Here is a 24,247-nt window from a genome sequence, read left to right on the forward strand (position 1 = left end):
TTATGGATGGGATTGAGCGTGCTGCTATCTTGCTATTAAGCATGGGCGAAAAAAATGCTGCTGAAGTATTAAAACATCTCGAACCGAGACAAGTACAAAAGGTGGGGGTCGCGATGACGACGCTCAATAATGTTACCAAGGCGAAAATGGAAAATGTGCTTGTTGAATTTACGAATGCTATTGGGGAGCAAACTAGTTTAACGGTAGATACTGAGCATTATTTACGAACGGTACTCATTGAAGCTTTAGGACTAGAAAAAGCGACTCCATTTATTGATCGAATCCTGATTTCTGATAAAGACAGCGGACTTAACCGTTTAAAATGGTTAGATGGTCGATTAATCGCTGATGTAATACGTAATGAGCATCCACAAATTATTGCAACGATATTAATCCATTTGGATAGTGAACAAGCAGCTGAAGTGGTGCGCTATTTTAGTGTGGAGAAACGCTCGGAGGTATTATTGCGGATGTGTAATATTGATACAGTAAAACCAGAAGCCATTTCCGAACTAGGACAAGTGATAGAGAAACAACTTAGTGGTCAGAAAGTAAGTAAATCTGCCTCTGTAGGAGGCATTAAGAGCGTTGCTGACGTAATTAACTATTTTGATGGTGCTATGGAGGAAGAAGTACTCAATAAAATTAAAGATTGGGATGAAGAGCTAAGCGAAAAAATCCGAGACAAAATGTTTGTCTTTGAGAATTTGGTGGATATGGATGATCGAAGCATGCAAACGTTATTGCGTGATGTAACGCCTGAGCAATTAAAACTGGCTTTGAAAGGAACTACCGAGCCTACTAAGGAAAAAATATTCTCTAATATGTCTAAACGCGGCGCTGATTTATTACGAGAGGATATTGAGTTACAAGGCCCTGTTAAAGTAGTGGATGTAGAGCGTGCCCAACGTGATATTCTGGCTATAGCAAAAAGCCTTGCAGAAGAAGGTAAGATCGCACTAGGCTCCAAAGGTGGGGATGAGATGATTTAACGTATGGGTTGTATGGCGTCATCCACTAAGTTCTAGGTAAGGCGCAATTCAAGAGAAGTGAAGGAGTGTACTCAAGTTCAAGTACATGACCTGAGCCGAACGAGCTTGCAACGATGTATAGGGCTTAGTGGATGGCGCTATAGTGCAAGGAACTGGGGTTTATTTTCTTTGAGTTCACCGCACTAAAGTTACATTTTATGATTGGATATGATTTTCAGGGATGATAAGTATATGTCGGATGAATTCGAGCCTTACCTAAAGAAAAAAGAGAAGAGCAGTGAGTTTAGTACATGGGAATATGAATCGATTGTAAATAATGAAGCGAAAGTTGAAATTAATGAAGAGGAGCTTTTTCGTGCTGAGTGTGAGCGTTTAAAGCAGGAAGCTAGAGAAAAAGGCTATGCAGAAGGCATGCAACAAGCGCAAGCTGAAATTAATGAAAAAAGGAAAAAGTTTATATATTGGTTTGATCTGCTACAAAAACCAGTAAAACTTGTAGATGAGCAAGTGACGCAAGAAATAATTCAAACAATAATTTGGTTAACTCAGCATTGTATTGGTGTGGAGTTATCCGTTAATCCTGATAAGTTAAACGATTTACTCCACACCATCAAATCCGAGTTGCCTTCCCTACAAGCCTATAAAGTGCTTGCCATGCATCCAGAAGATGTTAACTGGGTCAAAAACGAATTTGGTGAAAAAGAAATACCTGGTCTGCAAGAGATTTTGATAGCAGATCCTTTATTAAATCGAGGCGATTTTTATTTAAAAGGTGACTATAGCGAATTAGATGGTCGAGTATATACCCGTTTAGCCACTTTGTTCACAAAGTACGTTACTCGCGATCTGATTGAACCTTTGCAAAATTAGGATGAACGGATGAACGTTTATGAGTCACATCTGATCAAAATACTGTCCGAAATTCGCGAAAAAAAGCAGTTAGGATTATTACATTGTGGTCGCATAAGTCGGGCTGTTGGCCTCACACTAGAGGCTAAAGGTTTTAATCAACCTGTTGGTGCGCGTTGTTTTATTACTATCGACGAATCACATACGATTGACGCCGAAGTAGTTGGCTTTAGCCAAGATCGTGTATATTTGATGTCCATTGGTGCGATTCAGGGACTTGCTCCCGGGATGATTATCACCCCAACTGGACGTGTTGCTCAGGTTGAAGTAGGAGCTCAATTACTAGGGCGAGTTATAAACGGTTCCGGAGTTCTTATAGATGGAGGTCCTCCTCTTGAGTTAAGTGAGGTATACCCTTTAATTAGTCCTGCGATCAATCCTTTAAAAAGAGCAGTCATTGATACACCTTTAGATGTGGGGATACGTGCAATTAATGGATTACTTACTGTTGGACGTGGTCAACGAATTGGATTATTTGCAGGCTCAGGAGTAGGAAAATCCGTTTTGTTAGGAATGATGACGCGATTTACCAAAGCTGACGTGGTTGTTGTGGGTTTGATTGGTGAGCGTGGTAGAGAGGTCAAGGAATTTATCGAATTGAATTTAGGTGAAGAAGGTTTAAAGCGTGCGGTTGTCGTCGCAGCACCGGCAGATGAAAGCCCTTTAATGCGTTTACACGGTGCTAAAGTGGCTACGAGTATTGCTGAGTATTTTCGCGATCAGGGCAAGCATGTACTTTTGCTAATAGACTCTTTAACTCGTTTTGCTCAGGCGCAAAGAGAGATTGCTTTATCTATAGGAGAAGCGCCAGCAACCAAAGGTTATCCTCCTTCTGTATTTGCCAAACTGCCAAAACTTGTTGAACGTGCTGGTAACGGAGAGGTTGGTAGTGGGTCGATTACTGCATTTTACACAGTCTTAACTGAAGGCGATGATCTGCAAGATCCTATTGCAGATGCAGCACGGGCTATTTTGGATGGACATATTGTTTTAAGTCGGTCTATTGCTGAAGAAGGACAATATCCTGCTATTGATTTGGAAGCTTCTATTAGTCGAGTAATGCAATCTATAGTATCTGAGCAGCAAATGAATGATATGCTATTATTCAAAAAGAATTTATCACTATATGAAAAAAATAAAGATTTCATATTGCTTGGTGCTTATGCTACTGGGAGTGATCCGAATCTCGATAAGGCGATTCAAGCTCGAGATAAAATTCGAAAATATATGGAGCAAAGTATCAATGAACGCGTTCTTTATAAGGAAAGTGTGGATATGTTATCCCAGTTAGTATCATCTTTTGGAGTTAATGGATGAGTCAGCGATTGGAACGCTTAAAACAGCTTTTACAGATTAAAAGAGAAGAAACTCATGCTGCATATCAAGAGTTTTTAAAAGCACAGGAGCAATTTAAGCATAATAAGTTAAAACATGATCAGTTAGTTGCTTATCGACAGGATTATTTAAAGCAAGTTGAGAAAATTGGTGAACAGGGAACGGTAGTTGCTCGATTACGTAATCGCATCGATTTTATTAGCCATTTGGATACAGCTTTAATACAATTAAACGCACATTTGGCTCATTTAGGAAAAGTAAGGGCTAAGGCTGAACGCAAGTATAAACAGACAAAAATTTCTGAAGAGGGGGTTAGCCAATTGGTAGACCGGGTTAACAAGATCGAGCAACTCAAATTACAGCGCAGTGAACAAAAAGAAAATGATGAGTATGCGCAAAAGCAATGGTATAGTAAAAAAATCAATGAGTAATCGAACACAACGCGTGAGTACAGTATTAAAAAGAATTTGGATGCTTTTAGCTGTCCTAATTATCCTTCTTGCTGTTTTATCCAGTATATTTCGCTCTCTAACTCCTTGGGCAAAAGAATATAAAGGAGAAGTAGAACATCATCTATCAATTCTTATAGGACAACCTGTAACCATACAAACAATGGAAACGGGATGGTACTGGTTTCAACCTGTACTTAAATTAAACCAGGTTACCTTAGGAGATGATTCAGAGCATAATTTTCGTATCAATAAACTGCTTGTCGGAATTAACTTATTTAAATCATTGTGGAATTGGCAGGTCCAACCGGGAGTTCTCTTTATTGATGACATGCATCTCAACTTGAGAGAAATAGATAATCATTGGTCTATTGATGGTGTGGCCACCGACCCACTAAGTAATGATATGACGCCAGAGAAAACCAAACAGATGTTGAGCTGGCTATCACAACAAGAACATTTGGTCATTAGGCATGTTTCAGCTTATTTCCATTTTAGCGATGGGGGCTTGATTCCCGTGAATGGTCTAAATGTATCGGTAGCAAATCGCGGGGGACATTATAAGTTTAAAGGAGAGGCGCGACTTGCACAAACAAGCAGTACTAATTTTCAACTGTTAGGTGATGGTTATTTTGATCCAGATCATTTTGAGGACATTGAAGGGAAATTTTATTTTTCAGCTAAAAATATAATACCTGCTCAATGGCAAAATTTGTTTCCTAAGACAACTGAGCATTTTGAAGGGGGTAAGGGCAATATTAATTTATGGCTTGATGTGCATCATGGTGCAGTTTCTTCAGTCCAAGCACAGATAACATTTAAGCGGTTGGCCTGGAGATTGCTGAATAATCAGAATAGCCAACTTATCCAATCATTCTTTGCCAATCTCTCCTGGAAACCCGATAACTTAGGTTGGCAACTCCAGGCTGATCCCATTAGATTGCGTATTGGCGGGGTGGCTTGGCCTGAGAATAGATTATTGCTCAAATACAATAAAGAACAGCAAAGTTATCTTTTATTTGTAAAATCAATCATTATCGAGTCATTATTTTCTGATGCAATTAACTGGCCTAAAAGTATCCAAAATATATTGGCTATGAAGCCACAGGGAGTCTTAAAAGATACTCAAGTACTTGTCTCATTAAATACCAATGTTTCGGTTATTCCTCCAATCCCAGTTTTTAGCATGGCTATTGCAAAGGAGCAATCAGAGCCTTCGACGATACTAAGCACAACCCCAAATGCCACTGACACATCACAAAAAAGAGAAGTTAATTTTTCCATTGATGACTATTCTATAAATTATGTTTTGACGCGTTTTGAACAGTTAGGATGGGATGCCAAGAATGATATTCCCCAAATAAAAAATCTTTCAGGTGTAATAAACTGGCAACCTGAACAAGGGCGATTGGAGCTTGATTCTGAAAACACTTCGATAAATGTCAATGGTTATCCAGAGCAAACATTAACTTTACTGAATGGTGCTTTTGATTGGAAAGAGTTAAATGATGGTTTACGAGTTAGCATGGAGCGATTTGTAGTAAGCCAGCCTGAGTTGACATTAAGTATGCAAGGCGCCGTAGATCAAGTAACTCGTCAATCTGTGGGCCATGTTCGTCTTGGTGCGGAATTTTCTGGTAAAAATTGGCAACAATGGGTTCCATTTTTACCCCAAAAATACATGAAACCTAAATTGTATCTTTGGCTAAAAAATGACGTAAAACAGATTGCTAATGCGAGTGGAAGAGTAAGAGTTAATGGTTTGGCAAAAGATTTCCCTTTTGATAATAATAGCGGCGAATTTATTATAGAGAGTTATGCAAGTGGCGGAGAGATAGCAATCAATTCCAAATGGCAGGCTATAAAAGAAATTGATGGATTTATTCATTTAAGAAATCGTGATCTTAATATTGATATAGTCCATGCTAATTTCCAGGGGGTACCTACAAAAGAAATGCATTTACGCATCAATGACATCGGAAAAAATAAAGAAAATTTGCTGGTGACTGGAAAAATTGATGCATCAGTACAAAAAATGATTAATTATGTTATGGCTTCTCCTTTAAGGAAAAAGCTAACGCTTTTAAAAATGCTGTCCATTAAAGGATCTGCCTTACTCGATTTAAGCGTACAGGTTCCATTATATCCAGAAAATGATGATGTACTTGCTAAAGGAAATCTTACCTTTAAAAATAATACTATTACAGTGAATCATGAATTAGCCCATTTTCCTGTACAAAATCTATCAGGCGAGTTGATGTTTAATGAAACAGGGATAACAGATAGTTACCTGTTTGCTGCCATTTTGGGGCATCCAATGAACATCAAAATTCAATCTATTAAAACACCTGTGCCTGCAACCACAATTACGCTCAATGGGAAATGTACCGTTGATTCCTTGAAAAACCAATTTAAATTGCCACAGCTTGCTTTAGTTGATGGTTCATTAGATGTGAATGCGGTATTAAAATTAAGTGATAAACCCTCGGAAGCAGATAGCATCAGTTTAAATAGTACTTTGGAGGGGATGGATGTTAATTTACCTGCACCTCTAGGTAAAAAATCAAATGAAAAGACTCCCCTGGAATTAATTCTTGAGCTCAATGCGAAAAAATCAATGCATTTGCGAGGTAAGTATGATAACCGTTTAAGCGCGGATCTATTATTCAAAAATTCTAAAGAGGGTTATGCCTTTGATTCCGGACAGTTGCGTTTAGGTAGTGCGAATGCTGTAAATCAAAAATTACCTGGCCTTTCTGTGGTAGGTGTCATAAAAGGATTTGATCTTCAGGAATGGAAGGATATATACAATCAATTTTCTTCAGCAAAGACAGACTCATCTCTATTAAATAATTTGCGAATTATTAATGTCACTATAGATAAATTTAGTTTTTTGAAACAGCAGTTTAATGAGATTGCAGTCAAAGCAAAAATATTACCAAGCAAAGATTGGTCTTTTAATCTACAGCAAAAAAATATTGCTGCTGACTTAATTTATCATGCGCCTACCAATGAATTAAGCGGTCATGTCCACCATTTAAATTTGAATAAGATGGATACTGCAAGTAAAGAGTTTGCTGAAACGACGCAAATGCATCCAAGTCAAATACCAAACCTTAATTTGCGTGTTGATAATTTGTCCGTGGGAAAAGTACACGTGGGTGATGTCACTTTGAAGAGTAAATCTACCACTGAAAAATGGAAAGTGGATTATTGCCAGATTACATCTCCAGTCTACCAATTTAATGTTCAGGGAGAATGGCTGCAAAAAGAAAATGTAAATCAGACAAATCTTGATGTAAAACTGAATATCACAAATTTAGCTAAAACTTTAGAACGTTGGAATGTAACTCCTGCTGTTCATGCAAAAAAAGGATATATGGAATTTCATGGGGGTTGGAAAAAGAGTTTGTATCAATTTTCCCTTGCTTCGCTAAAAGGAACTATGTATTTACAACTTAAAAACGGAAGAATTACGCATTTAAGCAAGGAGACAGAAGAAAAGCTAGGCCTAGGTAAATTATTAAGTATTCTAAGTTTGCAGACCATTCCTCGCCGTTTACAATTGGATTTTAGCGATTTGGCACATCAAGGATATAGTTTTGATATTTTTCAGGGAAACTTTGTTGTGAATAAAGGAATTATGGGTACGCAAGATAGTTATCTTGATGGTCCTGTTGCTTATGCAAGTATGAAAGGAGATCTTGACTTAGTGAAACATACTTATGATCTGAGCTTGAAAATATCTCCGCATATAACAGCGAGTTTGCCCGTTGTTGCAACTATTGCGGGCGGCCCTGTAGCAGGGGTTGCTGCTTGGGTCGCGAATAAAATTATTAATCAGAGCATGCAAAAAATCTCGGCATACAGCTATAAAATTTCAGGGCCGTGGGATGAGCCTGTTGTACAACAGCTCGGAATGGTAAAAAAAATAATGAAAAAAGAAGAATCATTATCTGAGAGTAGATAATTTTGTAACTGGGATAAGAGATTCATTTATCCAGGGTTTCTGTTGGAATTAAGTTAAGGAAAAAATTGTCGTTCCCGCGAAGACGAGAACCCATTTCTAGTGAGGCAGAGTGCCACTTTAAGAATGGATTTTCTCCTTCGCGGGATGACAAAAATTTTTAACTTAGTGGCAGGACTGCTGTGCTGCATCTAATCTGTTAAATTTAATTAAAAAATGAAGACTTAAATGTTACATCTAATATTTGATCGTTACTGGGATATTTGCTTATTAAAAGAAAGCCCAGAAAATACACCTTACTCTATTACTCGTATGGTTTTGAGTGCCGTTTTATTGGCTTTACTTATGGCGATCGAATGGGATTATTCATACTTCAACTCTTCTGAGGATATGATAAATAATGTATTCATCTCTCTATGTTTGATTATCTCTTATATCATTTATACTTATCTCGCTTTGTTTTTTAAAGGCTTGACCTCAAGACTTGTGCAGACAGTCACTTCGTTGTACTGTATCAATATTATCATCCATATATTAGTTCTTCCTTTATTGATTATTGCACCACATCTTTCTTTGGTTAATTTAAGAAATCCTTTATTCTTATTTATTGGCATTCTTTATTTGTTTTTGAGTTTGGGATTATCAGTTTGGCAGTTTGTTATTACAGCACATATATATAAGTTCGCATTAAACACTACAGCGATTCAATCTGTATTGGCTGCATTTGGTTTAATTGCGGTTAATATTTTAACTATTTCTTTATTACAATGAGATTAGGATTATCATGCATTTACATATTTTAGGTATAAGCGGAACTTTTATGAGTGCCTTAGCTTTGTTGGCGCGTGATGCAGGGCATAAGGTGACTGGAAATGATGCTAACTGTTATCCACCAGTAAGTGACTTACTTGCAGCAAAAGGAATAACCTGGGTTGAAGGTTATGATGATACTGCTTTAGCATTACAAGCAGATTTGGTTATTGTGGGCAATGCCATTAAAAGAGGTATGCCAGTACTTGAGGCTGTAATTGAAGCAGGCAAACCCTATACGTCTGGACCACAATGGCTTGCTGAAAATATTTTATCTAGATATCAAGTGATCGCTGTTTCTGGTACTCACGGGAAAACAACAACTACTTCAATGGTTGCCTGGATTTTACATCAAGCAGGGCTTAATCCTGGATTTTTAATTGGTGGAGTCTCATCTGATTTTCAGACAAGCTCCTGTCTTGGTTCGGGGAAATGGTTTGTAATCGAAGCAGATGAATATGATAGTGCTTTTTTTGATAAACGTCCTAAATTCATGCATTATCGTCCAAGAATTGCTATTTTAAATAATCTTGAATTTGATCATGCAGATATTTATCCTGATTTAGCAGCGATTCAATTGCAGTTTCATTATCTGATGAGAACTATCCCGGCGAGTGGTGTTGCAATTAAGCCTCGAGATGATAAAGCACTTAATGAAGTTATTGCTCGTGGTCAATATTCGCAAATTGACGAGCTGAGTTTAGATGGCGATGCACAATGGACAGCTCAATTGATTGAAGAAAATGGTTCGGCGTTTAAAGTCCTGCATCACGGTAAGGAAGTTGCTGAAGTAAGATGGCCGTTAATTGGGTGTTTTAATGTGGAAAATGGTTTGGCGGCTCTTGTTGCTAGTGTAAATGCCGGCGTAGATCCAAAAGTAGCAGCTAAAGCTTTAGAACGTTTTACGCCAGTAAAGCGCCGTTTAGAGGTTCGGTCTAATAAGTATGGTATAACACTTTATGATGATTTTGCGCATCATCCTACAGCCATCATGCGAACAGTCGACGCTTTAAAACGAAGTAATAGACATCAACGCATTTTTGCAGTGTTGGAATTTGCCTCGTATACCATGCGTACTGGTGTTCATGCTCATGAGATGGCACATGCTTTGGAACCAGTGCATGGTGCATATATTTTGGAACCGAATGATTTTAATTTGCACGAAACTGTAAGCAACTGGACTTGTCCCTATAAGATTTGTAAAAACCATGATGAAATAATTAAAGAAGTGACTGAGGTTGTACAAGAAGGAGATGCTGTTTTGGTCATGAGTAATCGAGGTTTTAATGGAATTCATCAAAAATTAATCAATTCTATAGACGAGCGCTTTTCAATATAGTTTCTAACCTGGGTGAAGTGCAAGCAGAACCCAGGGCTTCCTTTCATAAATTTGGTTATGTTTGTGCTTCGCCAGGCTAGATTTCTTAGCTCTTCATATCTTTTTTACTGAGTTATCCTCGAACGTATTGGACATAAAAAATTATAAAAAAGACTTTTAATTCTTTTTATGTTCAATTAGTTAAATTAATAGTTGCAATATTTTTTATAGGTTGCTATAAAAAATGAAGGCGTTTAATTTTTTGGACAATGACGCGTTGCAGTTATTGCGGGTCAATATTTGCAGGAGGGACGCAATGACAATGTTGTTTGCCGAATTTCAGCAAAAAGCAAAACGACTAGCGACGTGTTTAGCGCGAACTTATGGACAACATGTGGGATGTTTAAGTTTTTTTTCCCTATTCATTTCGAAACATGCTGCCATGGATGATGCGACTGTAATAAGTATGGTGGCTCATAGTTTAGATGAGACATATGAATTAATCCAATATGTTAAAGTCGTTAAAAGAAATCCCGAGCTAACTCTAGATGATTTCAATGAATTTAGAAGACAGGTTATTATTGGAATATATTTGGTCAAGTGGTTTCAATATGATTCCTCGGTAAGTAATTATCTTCATCAAAGTTTAATTGATTTATTTCGTAGTCATTTAGGCATTCAATCTCTTGAAGACATGGACAAGGATTTTTTTAATTCATGCTTGAGTGAGTTCAGCTACTATTGCACTTTTGTATATGAAAGACGCGAAGAAAAAACATATGAGGATTTGAACAAGCGATTAGGAGCAACAATTCAAAAGGAAATTCATGAAACAAAATATTTTTCGTTTAACAAGAACTCTTCATCCTTATATGGGTTTTATAAAGGTGTTATGAGTTCTCTAGGAATGAGTATGTATTAAGGAGGATGTATGACTTTTATCCCGCCAGTATTTGCAAAATTTAGAGTCAATACGATTAACTTGGAAGCAAAATACTCCACTTTATTAGGAAGATATAGAGTAGTGGATAGTCAGGTCAATGATGGATCCTCTGTAGTACAACAATCTAGCCTTGAGGTACTAATCGCTAGAACAAATGAGGTAATAAAATGTAAATCGGGTAGGGATACACAGATTGACGTATTTAATTTATTAGTAAATGAACTTCGTCAAATCCCCAAAGAGGATAAAGAAAAAACCAAACAAGGTACGTTATTTTTATTAGGTGCATTAATTCATCGTTATTTTCGATTGATTAAAGAGTATGATGATTATAATGCATATGCATCTTGGACTTACTTTGGCAAATGTGATGTGACCACTTGCAAGTTATTCCAAGCCATAAGAAGAGCTTTGCAATTTAAAGAAATGGAAGTTATTAAAAAAAGATATAGAGAGGATGATTTAAAGATTCTTGATGTTGTAACCATTGTAAAATCATTAGAAGTTTTTCGTGATAACATGTTGCTCGAAGATAAAGAGAAAGTTCCTCGATACATGAAATACCCCCATTTTGTTAAGGATGAACATTTCAAACAGTATCTCCAGGATATTATTGATGAGCAAAGAAAGCGTGGCGCAGCGATGTTACATCGATTCAAAGCGATTGCTTTTGTTCAATCTCTAATGACACAAATCGACAATGAACGTCAACAGCTTGAAAAAGATATAGAGACATGGTGCAAGGGAGTTGCAAAAGATTATAAGAATTTTAATGCATTTAAATGCTTAGATGAGATGGCAATTAATACAAGTCTTATTAAATATGTTCAATCAGAAACATCAAGGAATATAATTTTTAGATTATTTTATGCTCCAATAATTCAAGGTAATCTTGAATCTATAGATCACAGTACTTTTTTAACAAAAATGAAAGAGTGTTATGATTATACATGCAGCTATGTACTTTTTGGTGCTTACGTATTGTTATTACAAAACTCAAAGACATTCGACACTGATCTATTATTTACCATTCAACAGGCATTAGGTTTGGAAGCATCCCTGGATGAGTTAACTAAAGTAGATATGTTAGACGGTGTGAAATTTCTCAAACAGTTTCTTGAAACAGAACCTGGAGTTAACTTGGATTGTGAGTTTTTTGAAGGAAAAGAGAGGATGTATACTGCGATTGCACGGGCAGAGAAAGAACTTACCTTGCAAGTAGCGCCGAAAAATGAGGAACGCGAAGTAGTACTCACGGTTTAATTTTTATTGAAACAGTAGTTATCGGTGGTAGTGTTTATCTTTTCTACACAAGTCTGTATAGAAAAAATAAAATAACATTAAGATCATCTCAAAGCAGTAATAGGGTGATTTTAATGTTTATATCAGATGTATCATTATAGACAGAGGAACAATGTCAATTTTGTTATCTTGAAGACAAAAGAAGAAAGAGTAGATAAAAGCTGTTCAAAAGCCTAATGAGATTAAACCATGTCAAAACTAATTCAAGCTATGACTGGATTTCAAACTCAAAATGTCTTGTGCAAAACACGTTCTATTACAACATTATATTCACTGACTTTTTCTTGCTTATTCACATTAAAGAAATTCTTGTCAATAAAAAGTTTATTAATAAGACCCAGTTACTCTAAAATTCAATAAATTTGAGCCCAATAATGAATTAAGTAAGTGAGTTGTTACCACAACTTAAGGATAAAATTTATTGTAAAGTCTTGCAGGCATCCGTTTGAATTAAATACCATAAGGAACTTGAATGAATAACAACTCTTCTATCTTCAGATATATTGGTTATTGTCGTATTCATAATTAAAGCGCTAATGAAAACGGATTAAAATTGGTTTTCACATCATAATGATCAACATTATCTTTTCGTTTTAAATAATTTGAAACATGATATGTAATGGGTAATGCACATATTTCATACAGTACCTTAAATAAGTACATCGTTCCAATAATTTGCCAAATGCCCGCGTAGGGAATTATGAATAAAAAGGCAATATGAGTAAAAAGTAATGTATCGATACCAACGCCGATCATCGTGCTTGTAATCGCGCGCAGCCAAAGCCACTCTCCTGATGTCAGCACTTTGAGTTTGGCTAAAATAATTGAATTGGCAAATTCCCCAAAAAAGTAACTAATGACGGAAGCTGTGAAAACCCTTAATGTTCCTTGATATACTGTTGCATAAGCTTCTTGATGAGACCAGTAGGGTGATGGAGTCAGATAAATGGTAAGCCAGGTGCCTAAAAATACAATAGTATTCGCCAGTAATGCCATCCAAATGATTCGCCTACTTACTTTAAATCCATATACTTCAGTCAAAATATCATCAAAGACATAGGTCAAAGGGAAAAAAATTAAACCAGCAGCAAAATTGATGGAACCGAAAGCAGCTATTTTAAAGGCAGCTAAATTCGATAAGATTAAAAAAGTTGTAAACAATATTCCTACACTAATGACGCTGGATTTGTTTGCGGATGTTTGTTTGGGGAATCTTTGAATTAAATCCAGGCTATTGGTTTGTTCGGCAGAATATAAAGCCGCAATATGCACTACATCTTCATGCGAAAAATTGTCCAGCCATTTTTTTTGATACAGTTCGCTTACTGACTTATCAAAGGTTACTGCTTTCCCAGTAACTTGAACGGTAACATAGACCTGTGCAGTATTTTGATAATTGTCATTAACAGAGATAATTCGATAAGCATTAGAAATAATTTTATCCGCTGGTACTTGGAATAGTTGTTTTATTCGCTGAAATAATTTATTGATCATGTTTTTAGATTGAGAAAACAATAATGTCTGACACGCTTATTATGCCTAAAAGTAAAACAAAAGTCAGTATGCTTGTGCCTGAGAACCTTATTGGTCAAAGCATTCAAATGGAACCTCTTACTTTAATTCATTATGAGAGTTTGCGTTATCCAGCGAATGATGCGCGAATTTGGACTTATATGCCAAATAAAGCGAATGGTGAGTTTTATGATACCTGGTTTCAGAGTTGTTTGATAAAGCAGAGCCAAGGTATTCAGCTTACCTATGTAATAAGAAGGTTAAAGGATAATGAATTAATTGGAAGCCGAGCTTATTATGACATAGATCTACACCATAAAAAGCTGGAAGTTGGTTATGGCTGGCTTACTCCATCCGTATGGGGTAAGCAATATAATCACGAGTCTTTGCTGTTATTGTTTCAACATGCGTTTGAAATCTGGAGTATCAATCGCATACAAATCGCAACAGACCCACATAATGTCAAAAACTATAATACGTTAAAAAAATTAGGAGCAACAAAAGAAGGTATTCTGCGTCAACATATGATTCATCACAATGGCCGGCTCACAGATACGGTCGTGTTTAGTATTCTTGCTGAAGAATGGCCAGAGGTGAAAAAGAGGTTGCTGCAACGATTAGAACGGGTGTGACCTCGCATTAATGTACAACTGTAAGGATTCTATTCAGGATGTACTCACCTAACGTACACCATCGATGCAAGCAATTCATGAAAGTCCTAATTTTTTCAGTTTGATTAATTAAAGAACATCGCTAAAATCCATAAGCTATAATTTATCCATACGTATTACAAACATGGATATTAATATAGTGCCTGGTTCAACTATCATCGTGTGTCTTAGCGCAGATCTTGTTAATTCTGCAAAATGTTTGGCTGGACAAATTCCTGATTCCGACGTTGTTCTATCAAGACCGGGTTGTCTTGAAAACAGTTCAGCAACTACGCTTATTATTTCTGGGCATGGTAGTCGTTACACACTTGACAGGTATTTTCCTGATTCTATGGTGGCTTACCTGATCAATACATTAAAACTTCCCGAAAAAGTAAAAACAATTTACATATTTAGTTGTGAATCAGAGTTTATAGTTGATGGAAGCAACTATACCGAGCGTTTGGCAAGAGCATTTGGATCCTATTTATTTAAAGAAAAACCAGGTAGAAAAAAAGAGGATTATCCAGTTGTAAAGACATACAGTTATTTTGTGCCAAAAGAATATGCTATCGAAGGCACGACACTGATGCTAAGTAAAAATATTGTAGTGAGAGGGTGCTTAAAAGAAAAGATAGATGAGCGGGTTAAAATTTTAAATGAAATGATGGTATTAAGAAAAAAAATAGAGGAGCTGAATAAACAAATATTTTTATTAAATAGTTCAGATAAACGAGCAGTTTTAGAGAAAAAACAATTGGAACTTGATTTAGCAAAAGATAAATATTCCAAGTTGCTCGAAGAATTGCAGTTAGCAAAAGCCAATTATAAAGGCGATATGCGTGCTTTTAAAGAAGAGTATAAAGAGTTAATGTTAAAACTGGAGATGGCTAATAAAGAAATAAATGAGTTGGAAAAGAGCTGTGATGAATTATCGGCAATATCATTAAAAATGGATGACCAAGGAGACATGTCGGTTGCTAAGCTTGAGGAAGAGGTTAATGTCTTGAAAGCTGAGTATACTCAATTAGATGCAGAATATGTTAAGGCTCATCAGATTATTTTATTAAATAGTAACCAAGTAGTGCAAAGTATTGATTATTCGGTGGATGGCACTTTTTATAGTGTTATTTACCCGGAATTACAATTTTGTCGAGCAATTAAGTCCATTGAGGCTGACATAGAAGAGGCCCATGTTGATATAAAAGATATAGATGCAGATGAGGAGCTTGACGAAGAAGAAAGGAGTGAGGCTATTGGTTATCGTCAAGATAAGTTAAAAGGTTTTCATGAGGAGTTGGCTCAATCATCCAGAAAAGACTTTATCAAAATCCTGGATCGAGAAATTATTTTCGAAAAAATAAATGGCAATCAAGATAGACTTAAGAGCTTAATGGATTTAAAAAATTGCATCTTATTTGATGGTATGAATTGGATAAGAAAAAATAAAGTTGAATTGAATAAGCCTATTTGCATCGAACAGTTAAAACGTTACCAACTATATCTTATAGCAGGTCTCTTTTTAGGCAATTTCTCAAAAGAGAAAATGAATGAGGTAAAGCAAATTGTCCGTGAAATTGAAGAGTTAGACAAAGCCTTATTGCAACCAGATTTTGATGTTCGATTGGCTCATAAAATAAACCATGTCATTTCAAATATTGAATCAATACTTTTATCAAGATTCTATCTGAATGATTTGTTAAGTCAAAAAATGCTTTATTATAATAATTACATGAGCATGGCCAATACCATTGCTTCTTTAGAACTAGAGTTGCAAAAACCAGCAAATGAACGAGATTTCTCTGAGTCGACCCTCATTTCGATGTTAAATCAAAATAAAATGCAGCAAATCCTTAATTTGCAATACATCAATTTTTATGATGGATTGATTGCTTTTGCAACCGGAACTGTTTCAATTGATAACTACTTGCAATCGGCTATATTAAATCGGTTAAATGAGCGAATCGATCTACTTATTAACTTGTCTAAATATTCTATGGTACCCGATATATTTTCTAACAAGCCCAGGAAGGATGAAATTGATTTTTTAATGGCAGCGCGAAAAGCGCTTGCAACGGCATCTCCTCATGAATGCAGGCATGTAATTTTAACTCTTAGTCAAAAAATAAATGAGCCCGATAATAAATTTATATCAAAGGAAACAAGGCTAATCTTCGAATCTTTTTCAGACAAAGTAGACGTGATATTTGCTCATCAGGAAACAGAAAAGCCGTTAAACACACAACTAAAGGTATGATATGTATATTATATTAGGGAAACTAACACGTCGTAATCAAGATGCAATTAAATTGATTTCATTTCTGCATTCGGATGTTAAGATACAATTTTATCCAGATATTGATCTAAGCAAGATTAAAGATACTCATTTAGTTCTTTTAGACACAGATGGATTTGTACAAAATTATTTATCTCCCGGTGTATTAGCTGATTTGCTCTTGAATCAATTCAAGTTGAATGAATCTCAGGTTAAATCGATTGTATTGCTTTTCTCTGACATGATTCCAAATAATATCCTTGCGCATTATGCGCAAAGTCTTGCAGATGAATTAATTGATACAGCGGGTAATCACTATAAAATCTATGTTCCAATCAATATCAATTATACTGTGACATTTATTTCACCAGACTTATCGATTAAGAAATGGCAGTTTTATGGAGTTAAAGACGAACAATTGCATCAAGAAATGGTATCTAGCATAGAACTACTATCGCAAAATCCAAATAAAAAGTTGTTATGGGAAGGCGAGAATATATGTGATTGGTTAATTAAAAATCCGCAACATGAATTTATACCTACAAAAGCATATTAGAAATTGGCTGCAAAGAGCATCTATCATTGTTTTTAAGCAAGAACCTGGTTTCCAGTCAGAATAAAAGTAGTTAATACAGATGATTTAAACTATAACAACTGTCTTGAATTTTTAGTTCAAGACGGTTGTTTTGCTTGCTTTACTGAGGCAACAAGTGATTAATGACGTGTAAACTTCATCTCAGCGTCTTTATAAGTGACTTTAATGGTGTCACCTGACTTGAATTTCCCCGTCAATATATCTTGAGCCAGAGGATTTTCCAGTTGTTGTTGAATGGTGCGCTTTAAAGGCCTTGCTCCATATACAGGATCGAAACCTGCTTCTGCTAGGTGCGATAATGCTTCCTGAGTTATATCAAGATGGATATCTTGTTGTTTCAGGCGTTTTTGCAAATAACCAATTTGAATTGCAGCAATTTTCGCAATTTGATCTTTAGCAAGAGAATGGAAGACTACGGTATCATCAATGCGGTTAATGAACTCAGGACGGAAGTGCTGGCGTACCATTTCCATTACTGCATCCTTAATTTGTTCGTATTTAAATTTATTTCCCATTTCCTGAATCAGATTGGATCCTAAATTTGAGGTCATGACAATAATAGTATTGCGAAAGTCAACGGTACGTCCTTGGCCATCAGTCAAACGTCCATCATCCATCACTTGCAAGAGTATATTGAACACATCAGTATGCGCTTTTTCTACTTCATCAAGTAAAATAACTGAATAAGGTCTACGTCGAACTGCTTCTGTTAAATAGCCGCCTTCCTCATAACCCACATATCCAGGTGGTGCACCAATCAGACGAGCAACAGAATGTTTTTCCATAAATTCGGACATATCGATGCGTACCATCGCTTCTTCAGTATCAAAGAGAAATGAAGCCAGAGCCTTACACAATTCAGTTTTACCCACTCCAGTAGGACCAAGGAATAAAAATGATCCAATAGGACGGTTGGGGTCGGATAATCCGGCACGTGAGCGGCGAATGGCATTGGATACAGCATCTATTGCTTCATTTTGACCTATGAGACGATGATGCAACACCTCTTCCATCCTTAGTAATTTTTCTTTTTCACCCTCCATCATCTTAGCTACAGGTATACCTGTCCATCTGGAAACAACTTCTGCCACCTCATCTTCTGTTACTTTATTACGGACTAATTTGTTTTCATGAGATTCTGCTTCAGCCACTTGTGACAAACGTTTTTCAAGTTCTGGAATTCGTCCATATTGTAATTCAGACATTCTACTCAAATCTCCTGCTCGGCGTGCGGTTTCCATTTCAAGCTTTGCTTGTTCAAGGGCTTCTTTAATTTGAGTTGCTCCCTGCATCATTGCTTTTTCTGATTTCCAAATCTCTTCCAAATCAGAGTAGTTGTGCTCTAGCTCGTTAATTGTATGTTGTAAGTCTTCAAGTCGTTTTTTAGATGCTTCATCATGTTCTTTTTTAAGCGCCTCACGTTCAATTTTTAATTGAATCAAACGTCGTTCCAACTTATCCATGCTTTCAGGTTTAGAATCAATTTCCATGCGAATTAGACTTCCCGCCTCATCGATTAAATCAATCGCCTTATCGGGAAGCTGTCTGTCCGTAATGTATCGGTGTGATAAAGTAGCCGCTGCAACTATAGCTGGGTCAGTAATTTCAACCCCATGATGTACTTCATAACGCTCTTTTAAACCACGAAGAATAGCAATTGTATCTTCAACATTAGGCTCGTCCACTAGAACTTTCTGGAAACGTCGTTCCAAAGCAGCATCTTTTTCGATGTATTGGCGGTATTCATCAAGAGTAGTTGCTCCGATGCAATGGAGTTCACCGCGCGCTAAAGCTGGTTTTAGCATGTTTCCTGCATCCATTGCACCTTCTGCTTTTCCAGCGCCAACCATAGTATGAAGCTCATCAATAAAGAGAATAATTTGACCTTCTTGTTTTGCTAGGTCGTTAAGAACAGCTTTCAGTCGCTCTTCGAATTCGCCGCGAAATTTTGCTCCAGCAATTAATGCTCCCATATCCAATGAAAGCAAGCGTTTATTTTTTAGACCTTCAGGAACTTCACCATTAATAATACGTTGTGCCAGTCCTTCAACAATTGCTGTTTTACCTACGCCAGGCTCACCAATTAAAACAGGGTTATTTTTTGTACGTCTTTGCAATACTTGAATGGTTCTACGAATTTCATCATCGCGGCCAATTACTGGGTCTAATTTACCTTGCTCTGCACGGGCAGTTAGGTCTAGAGTATATTTCTCAAGAGCTTGACGTTGCTCCTCGGCATTAGGGTCATTAACTGTTTCTCCACCGCGCAACTCATTAATTGCATTTTCTATCGCTTTAGCTTCACCACCTGCTTGTTTGAGTATGCGTGAAAGACTGCCTTCCTCACTTATTGCTGCTAAAACAAAAAGCTCGCTGGAAATAAAATTATCTTTCTTTTGTTGTGCCAGCTTATCAGTAAGATTTAATAGACGATTTAATCCGTTTGAAATATGGATATCACCTCCAATTCCAGCTACTTTAGGAAGTTTATCTAATGCTTGATCTAAAAGGGTTCTTAAAAGAGGAATATTAACACCCGCTTTACTGAGCAGAGGTCTGCAAGTGCCTCCTTGTTGATCCAGAAGCGCCTTCATTAAGTGTTCAGGTTCAATAAAGCCATTATCTCTTCCTAAAGCCAGAGATTGAGCATCTGCCAGGGCTATTTGAAATTTTGATGTTAGTTTATCCATTCTCATGATGTATAGCCTTCTAATGGTTAATGGGTATTAATTTTCTTGCATCTACCGTAAAATGAGGGCTAATTTAATTATTTCAAGTGATTGATTATGACAAATGACCATTCTTCTAATCCTACTTCAGATTCTCAAGCCTTGCTGAATCAAATCATTATTGATTATATGAAAGAGGCAAAAAGGAAGCGCAGATGGAAATGGTTTATGCGCGTTATTTATTTGCTCATTATTGCTTATGTAGTGTATTACGTGTCAAAAGGCACCAATGAAGACGTAGGAACTAATATCAAGGCACACGTAGGTATAGTCGATATTACAGGTGAAATGTCTGAAACTAAAGCCAACGCAGATGATTTTGCCAAGGGGTTGGATGCAGCTTATAAAAACTCCGGGTTAAAAGCGGTAATTATTCGTATCAATAGTCCTGGAGGTAGTCCAGTTCAGGCTGAATATATGTATAACATGATCAAGTTTTATCAGAAAAAATATCCGGATATAAAAATTTATTCAGTATGTGTGGATGCATGTGCTTCTGCAGCTTATTATGTTGCTGTTGCTACAGACACTATTTATGCTAGCCCGGCAAGCATGGTTGGTTCTATAGGTGTTTTGTATAATGGTTTTGGTTTTGTTGATCTCATCAATAAAGTTGGTATTACACGAAGATTACAAACATCGGGTGTAAATAAGTCATTTTTAGATCCTTTTTCTCCCGAAACAGATTTTGCAAAGCAAAAACTACAAGTTATGCTCGATCAAGTTCATCAGCAATTTATTAATAGGGTTAAAGAGGGGCGGGGAAGCCGTTTACACATTGATGATGATACATTCTCTGGACTTTTTTGGACAGGTGAGCAAGCCCTGACAATAGGGTTAATTGATGGTTTTGCGAGCAGTGGACAGTTGGCTCGTGAAGTAATTAAAGTCCCTGATATGATTGATTATACTCATAAGCAAAATCTTTTTGATCGCGTAAGTAAAAATCTGGGAACTGCTCTGGCAGATGAACTTCCCTTAAGTTTTGGAGTAAAGCCAGGGTTTAAATAAAACATATCGTTCACTCTACGTACCGCGCGTAATGGCTGAGTGTTTCCCATTGTCAGTAGTGTGCCTGCGCAGGGATGACAGAATAGATACGACAGAGTGCTCCCATTTGACTGAAATTTTACAATTTTGTGAGGATCACTCAGGCATAAAGCGCAGTACGTAGAGAGAAGGGGTTATAACCACTTTTCAAATTTGGATCCCAGTGCTGCACTCTACGATTCTTCCTATTTCAAAACAGGGGAAATAGTTTGTAGTAATGATTTAAACACTTTGGGGGTTCCAGCAACAATATCTCCATGTTTGAGAAAATCATCGCCGCCTTGTAAATCGCTAATTAACCCACCTGCTTCTCGAATTAACAAGGATCCTGCTGCAATATCCCAAGGACGTAAGCCAAACTCCCAAAATCCATCCAGCCGACCACTGGCTACATAAGCCAAATCAAGTGCTGCAGATCCAGTTCTTCTGACTCCAGCACATTTACCAAATAAGGCTTCAAAAGTAGGCAAGTATCTTTGTGCTACATTGATGTCACGTGATGGGAAACCAGTTCCTAAAAGCGAGGCTACAAGTTGAGTTTGCTTGGAAACGCGTATTCTTCGATCATTTAATCGCGCTCCACGTCCTCGGCTTGCAGCAAAACATTCATGCCGTAATGGGTCATAAATAACTCCATGCTCTATTCGTCCTTTGACTTTTACCGCTATAGAAACTGAAAAGAAAGGAAATCCATGTAAGTAATTGGATGTTCCATCTAATGGATCAATAATCCAGATTGACTCGCCGTCTCCTTCTTGGACACCACTTTCTTCTGCGAGAATCCCATGTTCAGGATATGCTTTATGAATCGTATGAATAATAGCTTGTTCAGCTTTAATGTCTACTTCGCTAAAATATTCATGGTTATTTTTAGCGGTAATTTTGAGACGATCGACCTGTTCTACATGTCGAATTATAATTTCACCGGCTAGTCGTGCTGCATTAATTGCTATATTTAAAAGTGGTTCCATGAATATACTCTTGAATGTACAAAACCAGTGATTCTATCATATTTTTTTTGCGCAAATAGAGTTAAATATGAAAAAAGCAAAAATCGTCAAAAAGAGTGTTCGATGATATGATATAGTTATTTTAATGTATTAATAAAAGTTTTTATGAAGTTAAGCTCAATCCGTATTATTCTAGTAGCAACATCTCACCCAGGTAACATCGGCTCAACAGCTCGAGCGATGAAAACTATGGGGTTAAATTCACTGTATTTGGTAAAACCTAAATCTTTTCCAGATTATAAAGCAAAAGAAATGGCGGCAGGTGCTGATGATCTTTTAGAAAGAGCTGTAGTTACTGAAACTTTAGATGAAGCTTTGGCTGGCTGCCAGCTGATTTTGGGAACAAGCGCAAGACCCAGAGGACTTTCTTTGCCTGGCTTACTTCCTGCATCGTGTGCAGAGTTGGTAAGCCAACAATCAGAAAATACTCAAATTGCCATTGTTTTTGGGAGGGAGCATGCAGGTCTTACTAATGAAGAACTGCTAAAATGTCATTATCATATTCATATTCCCAGTAATCCTGAATATGCTTCGCTTAATCTGGCACAGGCAGTACAGATTATTGCTTATGAATTGCGCATGAAGCTATTAGCACCCCAAGCAGAAGTGGCGTTACGTCAGGATGAATATGCTGCAGCAGATGAAATTGAGCAGTTTTATGAGCATTTAAGAGAGGTTTTTATTGAGATTCAATTTTTAAAAGCGTCAAATCCACGACGTTTAATGCAGCGCGTACGTCGATTATTTAATCGGGTGAATTTGGAAAAAATGGAAGTTAATCTGTTAAGAGGCATGTTGAGTCAAGTACAAAAATCGCTGGAATGGGCAAGTAAAAGGGGTCGGAGTGAACAAAATAATTAAAATACCAATCTATTTTGATTATATGGCAACAACACCGACTGATCCTCGTGTCGTAGAGCGTATGATTCATTATTTAGGCCCGGATGGAAACTATGGTAATCCTTCTTCAGTAACCCATGAATATGGTCGCGTTGCTGCTCTTGCTGTTGAGCATGCACGTTTACAGGTTGCAGATTCAATTCATGCCTCCACTCAAGATATTGTATTTACTTCAGGCGCTACAGAGGCGAATAATTTGGCGATAATAGGCGCAGCCCATTTTTATAAGAATAAAGGAAAGCATTTGATTACGATGAGTACGGAACATAAGGCTGTACTCGATAGTTTTGATCGTTTAGAAAAAGATGGATTCGAAGTAACCTATCTAGATCCTGAATTCAATGGCTTGCTTGATCTTGAAAAACTTGCTCAAGCATTGAGACAAGATACCATTTTAGTGTCCATAATGCATGTGAATAACGAAATCGGTGTAATACAAGACATTGAGTCTATTGGTGCTTTATTACGTCATAAAGGAGTTCTTTTTCATGTTGATGCAGCACAAAGTGCTGGAAAAATTCCTATTGACCTTGAACATCTTTCTGTGGATTTAATGGCACTATCAGCACATAAAAACTATGGCCCAAAAGGTGTAGGTGCGCTTTATGTCCGGCACAAACCACGAATTCGTCTCCAGCCGCAAAGTTTTGGCGGTGGGCATGAAGGGGGTTTACGTTCAGGAACTTTGGCTACGCATCAAATTGTAGGCATGGGAGAAGCATTTGCATTAGCTGAAAGTCTACGAGAAGAGGAGCAAGCCCGCCTTTTAAATTATCGTCAACGTTTATGGAATGGTATTAAACATTTACCAGGCATCCAGCTCAATGGAAATGAACAAAAGCGAATTGCAGGTAATCTTAATATAAGTTTTGCCGGTTTGGATGGGGATTCTTTGCTGTTAGCATTGAATGAGTTGGCTGTATCTACTACCTCAGCCTGTAGTTCTGCCAGTATCCAACCCTCTTATGTATTGAGGGCTTTAGGGTTAAGTGATGATTTGGCACAAAGCAGCATTAGGTTATCTCTAGGGCGTTTTACTAAGGAAGAAGAAGTTGAATACGCGATTAACGTTATTTGTACACAAGTAACTCGATTGCATGAAATATCACCATCATGATGTATAATAAAATTGTGCAGGATTGTTTTTTTTCCCCCAGACATGTAGGGGGTATCGATTTAAACGATCATTTTGCGGTAGTTGTTAAAAACAACCAAAAAGGCCAGGGAACAATCGAACTCTATATGCAGTGTGATTCAGAAGGTACAATTGTTCGATCCTGTTTTAAAACCAATGGTAATCCTTATGTAATTGCTGGCCTGGAATGGTTATGCAGGCAGCTTGAGGGGCAGACTATAGATGCTGTACCACAAATTGATTATCAGCTAATTGTTAAAGAATTAGATATTCCTGTTGCGCAATATCCTATAGCATTAAGGATTATTGATGTTTATAAAGAAGCATTGTTTTTAATGAAGAATACAAATCGAATCGAGAGGTAAT

The 24,247-nt window shown here is 37.0% G+C and carries 19 protein-coding genes; 16 read left to right on the plus strand and 3 right to left on the minus strand.

The features are described from left to right. Nucleotides 1-2: 2 nt before the first annotated feature. The 9 genes from fliG to DY223_RS07210 all read left to right on the plus strand — a co-directional run bounded on the left by fliG (nucleotide 3) and on the right by DY223_RS07210 (nucleotide 11,986). Complete coding sequence (fliG, locus tag DY223_RS07170; RefSeq protein ID WP_058459285.1) at nucleotides 3-992, plus strand: flagellar motor switch protein FliG; 990 nt, start codon at nucleotides 3-5, stop codon at nucleotides 990-992. Nucleotides 993-1,223: 231 nt separating this feature from the next. Further along, the gene (locus DY223_RS07175) at nucleotides 1,224-1,862 is read left to right on the plus strand and encodes a flagellar assembly protein FliH (protein WP_058459286.1); all 639 of its coding nucleotides are present in this window, start codon (nucleotides 1,224-1,226) and stop codon (nucleotides 1,860-1,862) included. 9 nt (nucleotides 1,863-1,871) lie between these two features. Next, nucleotides 1,872-3,218, plus strand: coding sequence for a flagellar protein export ATPase FliI (fliI, locus tag DY223_RS07180; RefSeq protein WP_058459287.1), 1,347 nt, complete (start codon nucleotides 1,872-1,874; stop codon nucleotides 3,216-3,218). Continuing rightward, complete coding sequence (fliJ, locus tag DY223_RS07185; RefSeq protein ID WP_058459288.1) at nucleotides 3,215-3,667, plus strand: flagellar export protein FliJ; 453 nt, start codon at nucleotides 3,215-3,217, stop codon at nucleotides 3,665-3,667. Before fliI ends, fliJ begins: the two co-directional genes overlap by 4 nt. After that, complete coding sequence (locus DY223_RS07190; RefSeq protein ID WP_058459368.1) at nucleotides 3,660-7,655, plus strand: YhdP family protein; 3,996 nt, start codon at nucleotides 3,660-3,662, stop codon at nucleotides 7,653-7,655. The genes fliJ and DY223_RS07190 overlap by 8 nt, the downstream gene beginning before the upstream one ends. A gap of 225 nt (nucleotides 7,656-7,880) precedes the next feature. Then, a complete protein-coding gene (locus tag DY223_RS07195) occupies nucleotides 7,881-8,423 on the plus strand; it encodes a hypothetical protein (protein ID WP_058459289.1) in 543 nt (180 codons plus the stop codon). A 13-nt stretch (nucleotides 8,424-8,436) separates the two neighbouring features. Continuing rightward, on the plus strand, nucleotides 8,437-9,801 hold the full coding sequence (gene mpl / locus DY223_RS07200) for a UDP-N-acetylmuramate:L-alanyl-gamma-D-glutamyl-meso-diaminopimelate ligase (protein ID WP_058459290.1): 1,365 nt from the start codon (nucleotides 8,437-8,439) through the stop codon (nucleotides 9,799-9,801). A gap of 295 nt (nucleotides 9,802-10,096) precedes the next feature. Next, nucleotides 10,097-10,702, plus strand: a complete 606-nt coding sequence (locus tag DY223_RS07205; protein WP_058459291.1) for a hypothetical protein — start codon at nucleotides 10,097-10,099, stop codon at nucleotides 10,700-10,702. A 9-nt stretch (nucleotides 10,703-10,711) separates the two neighbouring features. Beyond that, the gene (locus tag DY223_RS07210; protein ID WP_058459292.1) at nucleotides 10,712-11,986 is read left to right on the plus strand and encodes a hypothetical protein; all 1,275 of its coding nucleotides are present in this window, start codon (nucleotides 10,712-10,714) and stop codon (nucleotides 11,984-11,986) included. A 564-nt stretch (nucleotides 11,987-12,550) separates the two neighbouring features. Here the strand turns inward: DY223_RS07210 and DY223_RS07215 are convergent. Then, entirely contained in the window at nucleotides 12,551-13,519 is a 969-nt protein-coding gene (locus DY223_RS07215) for a queuosine precursor transporter (protein ID WP_058459293.1), read from the minus strand. Nucleotides 13,520-13,542: 23 nt separating this feature from the next. On the opposite strand from DY223_RS07215, the gene DY223_RS07220 reads away from it, so the two are divergent. From DY223_RS07220 to DY223_RS07230, 3 genes are all read left to right on the plus strand, one after another. Continuing rightward, nucleotides 13,543-14,169, plus strand: coding sequence for a GNAT family N-acetyltransferase (locus DY223_RS07220; protein ID WP_058459294.1), 627 nt, complete (start codon nucleotides 13,543-13,545; stop codon nucleotides 14,167-14,169). Between the two features lie 178 nt (nucleotides 14,170-14,347). Then, on the plus strand, nucleotides 14,348-16,444 hold the full coding sequence (locus DY223_RS07225; protein WP_058459295.1) for a hypothetical protein: 2,097 nt from the start codon (nucleotides 14,348-14,350) through the stop codon (nucleotides 16,442-16,444). Between the two features lies 1 nt (nucleotide 16,445). Then, a complete protein-coding gene (locus DY223_RS07230; RefSeq protein ID WP_058459296.1) occupies nucleotides 16,446-17,018 on the plus strand; it encodes a hypothetical protein in 573 nt (190 codons plus the stop codon). Nucleotides 17,019-17,176: 158 nt separating this feature from the next. Here the strand turns inward: DY223_RS07230 and clpB are convergent, their stop codons facing one another. Further along, a complete protein-coding gene (gene clpB / locus DY223_RS07235; protein ID WP_058459297.1) occupies nucleotides 17,177-19,753 on the minus strand; it encodes an ATP-dependent chaperone ClpB in 2,577 nt (858 codons plus the stop codon). A gap of 90 nt (nucleotides 19,754-19,843) precedes the next feature. On the opposite strand from clpB, the gene DY223_RS07240 reads away from it, so the two are divergent. Beyond that, on the plus strand, nucleotides 19,844-20,797 hold the full coding sequence (locus tag DY223_RS07240; protein WP_058459298.1) for a S49 family peptidase: 954 nt from the start codon (nucleotides 19,844-19,846) through the stop codon (nucleotides 20,795-20,797). Between the two features lie 224 nt (nucleotides 20,798-21,021). Here the strand turns inward: DY223_RS07240 and DY223_RS07245 are convergent, their stop codons facing one another. Then, complete coding sequence (locus DY223_RS07245; protein WP_058459299.1) at nucleotides 21,022-21,807, minus strand: inositol monophosphatase family protein; 786 nt, start codon at nucleotides 21,805-21,807, stop codon at nucleotides 21,022-21,024. Nucleotides 21,808-21,951: 144 nt separating this feature from the next. On the opposite strand from DY223_RS07245, the gene trmJ reads away from it, so the two are divergent. Genes trmJ through DY223_RS07260 form a run of 3 tightly spaced genes read left to right on the plus strand, consistent with a single transcriptional unit; the run spans nucleotide 21,952 to nucleotide 24,246 of the window. Beyond that, nucleotides 21,952-22,707, plus strand: coding sequence for a tRNA (cytosine(32)/uridine(32)-2'-O)-methyltransferase TrmJ (gene trmJ / locus DY223_RS07250; protein WP_058459300.1), 756 nt, complete (start codon nucleotides 21,952-21,954; stop codon nucleotides 22,705-22,707). Next, the gene (locus DY223_RS07255) at nucleotides 22,691-23,863 is read left to right on the plus strand and encodes an IscS subfamily cysteine desulfurase (RefSeq protein WP_082642438.1); all 1,173 of its coding nucleotides are present in this window, start codon (nucleotides 22,691-22,693) and stop codon (nucleotides 23,861-23,863) included. Before trmJ ends, DY223_RS07255 begins: the two co-directional genes overlap by 17 nt. Beyond that, nucleotides 23,860-24,246 (plus strand): iron-sulfur cluster assembly scaffold protein, encoded by a 387-nt coding sequence (locus DY223_RS07260; protein WP_174223899.1) that lies wholly within the window; start codon nucleotides 23,860-23,862, stop codon nucleotides 24,244-24,246. The genes DY223_RS07255 and DY223_RS07260 overlap by 4 nt, the downstream gene beginning before the upstream one ends. The last annotated feature ends 1 nt before the right edge of the window (nucleotide 24,247 follow it).

This window comes from Legionella bozemanae, assembly GCF_900450575.1.
Taxonomy (GTDB): domain Bacteria; phylum Pseudomonadota; class Gammaproteobacteria; order Legionellales; family Legionellaceae; genus Legionella; species Legionella bozemanae.

Bases quoted from the DNA above. Each gene is read 5' to 3' on its own strand.
- fliG (WP_058459285.1), top strand. From the start codon at position 3: ATGGATGGGATTGAGCGTGCTGCTATCTTGCTATTAAGCATGGGCGAA.
- DY223_RS07175 (WP_058459286.1), top strand. From the start codon at position 1,224: ATGTCGGATGAATTCGAGCCTTACCTAAAGAAAAAAGAGAAGAGCAGT.
- fliI (WP_058459287.1), top strand. From the start codon at position 1,872: ATGAACGTTTATGAGTCACATCTGATCAAAATACTGTCCGAAATTCGC.
- fliJ (WP_058459288.1), top strand. From the start codon at position 3,215: ATGAGTCAGCGATTGGAACGCTTAAAACAGCTTTTACAGATTAAAAGA.
- DY223_RS07190 (WP_058459368.1), top strand. From the start codon at position 3,660: ATGAGTAATCGAACACAACGCGTGAGTACAGTATTAAAAAGAATTTGG.
- DY223_RS07195 (WP_058459289.1), top strand. From the start codon at position 7,881: ATGTTACATCTAATATTTGATCGTTACTGGGATATTTGCTTATTAAAA.
- mpl (WP_058459290.1), top strand. From the start codon at position 8,437: ATGCATTTACATATTTTAGGTATAAGCGGAACTTTTATGAGTGCCTTA.
- DY223_RS07205 (WP_058459291.1), top strand. From the start codon at position 10,097: ATGACAATGTTGTTTGCCGAATTTCAGCAAAAAGCAAAACGACTAGCG.
- DY223_RS07210 (WP_058459292.1), top strand. From the start codon at position 10,712: ATGACTTTTATCCCGCCAGTATTTGCAAAATTTAGAGTCAATACGATT.
- DY223_RS07215 (WP_058459293.1), bottom strand. From the start codon at position 13,519: ATGATCAATAAATTATTTCAGCGAATAAAACAACTATTCCAAGTACCA.
- DY223_RS07220 (WP_058459294.1), top strand. From the start codon at position 13,543: ATGTCTGACACGCTTATTATGCCTAAAAGTAAAACAAAAGTCAGTATG.
- DY223_RS07230 (WP_058459296.1), top strand. From the start codon at position 16,446: ATGTATATTATATTAGGGAAACTAACACGTCGTAATCAAGATGCAATT.
- clpB (WP_058459297.1), bottom strand. From the start codon at position 19,753: ATGAGAATGGATAAACTAACATCAAAATTTCAAATAGCCCTGGCAGAT.
- DY223_RS07240 (WP_058459298.1), top strand. From the start codon at position 19,844: ATGACAAATGACCATTCTTCTAATCCTACTTCAGATTCTCAAGCCTTG.
- DY223_RS07245 (WP_058459299.1), bottom strand. From the start codon at position 21,807: ATGGAACCACTTTTAAATATAGCAATTAATGCAGCACGACTAGCCGGT.
- trmJ (WP_058459300.1), top strand. From the start codon at position 21,952: ATGAAGTTAAGCTCAATCCGTATTATTCTAGTAGCAACATCTCACCCA.
- DY223_RS07260 (WP_174223899.1), top strand. From the start codon at position 23,860: ATGATGTATAATAAAATTGTGCAGGATTGTTTTTTTTCCCCCAGACAT.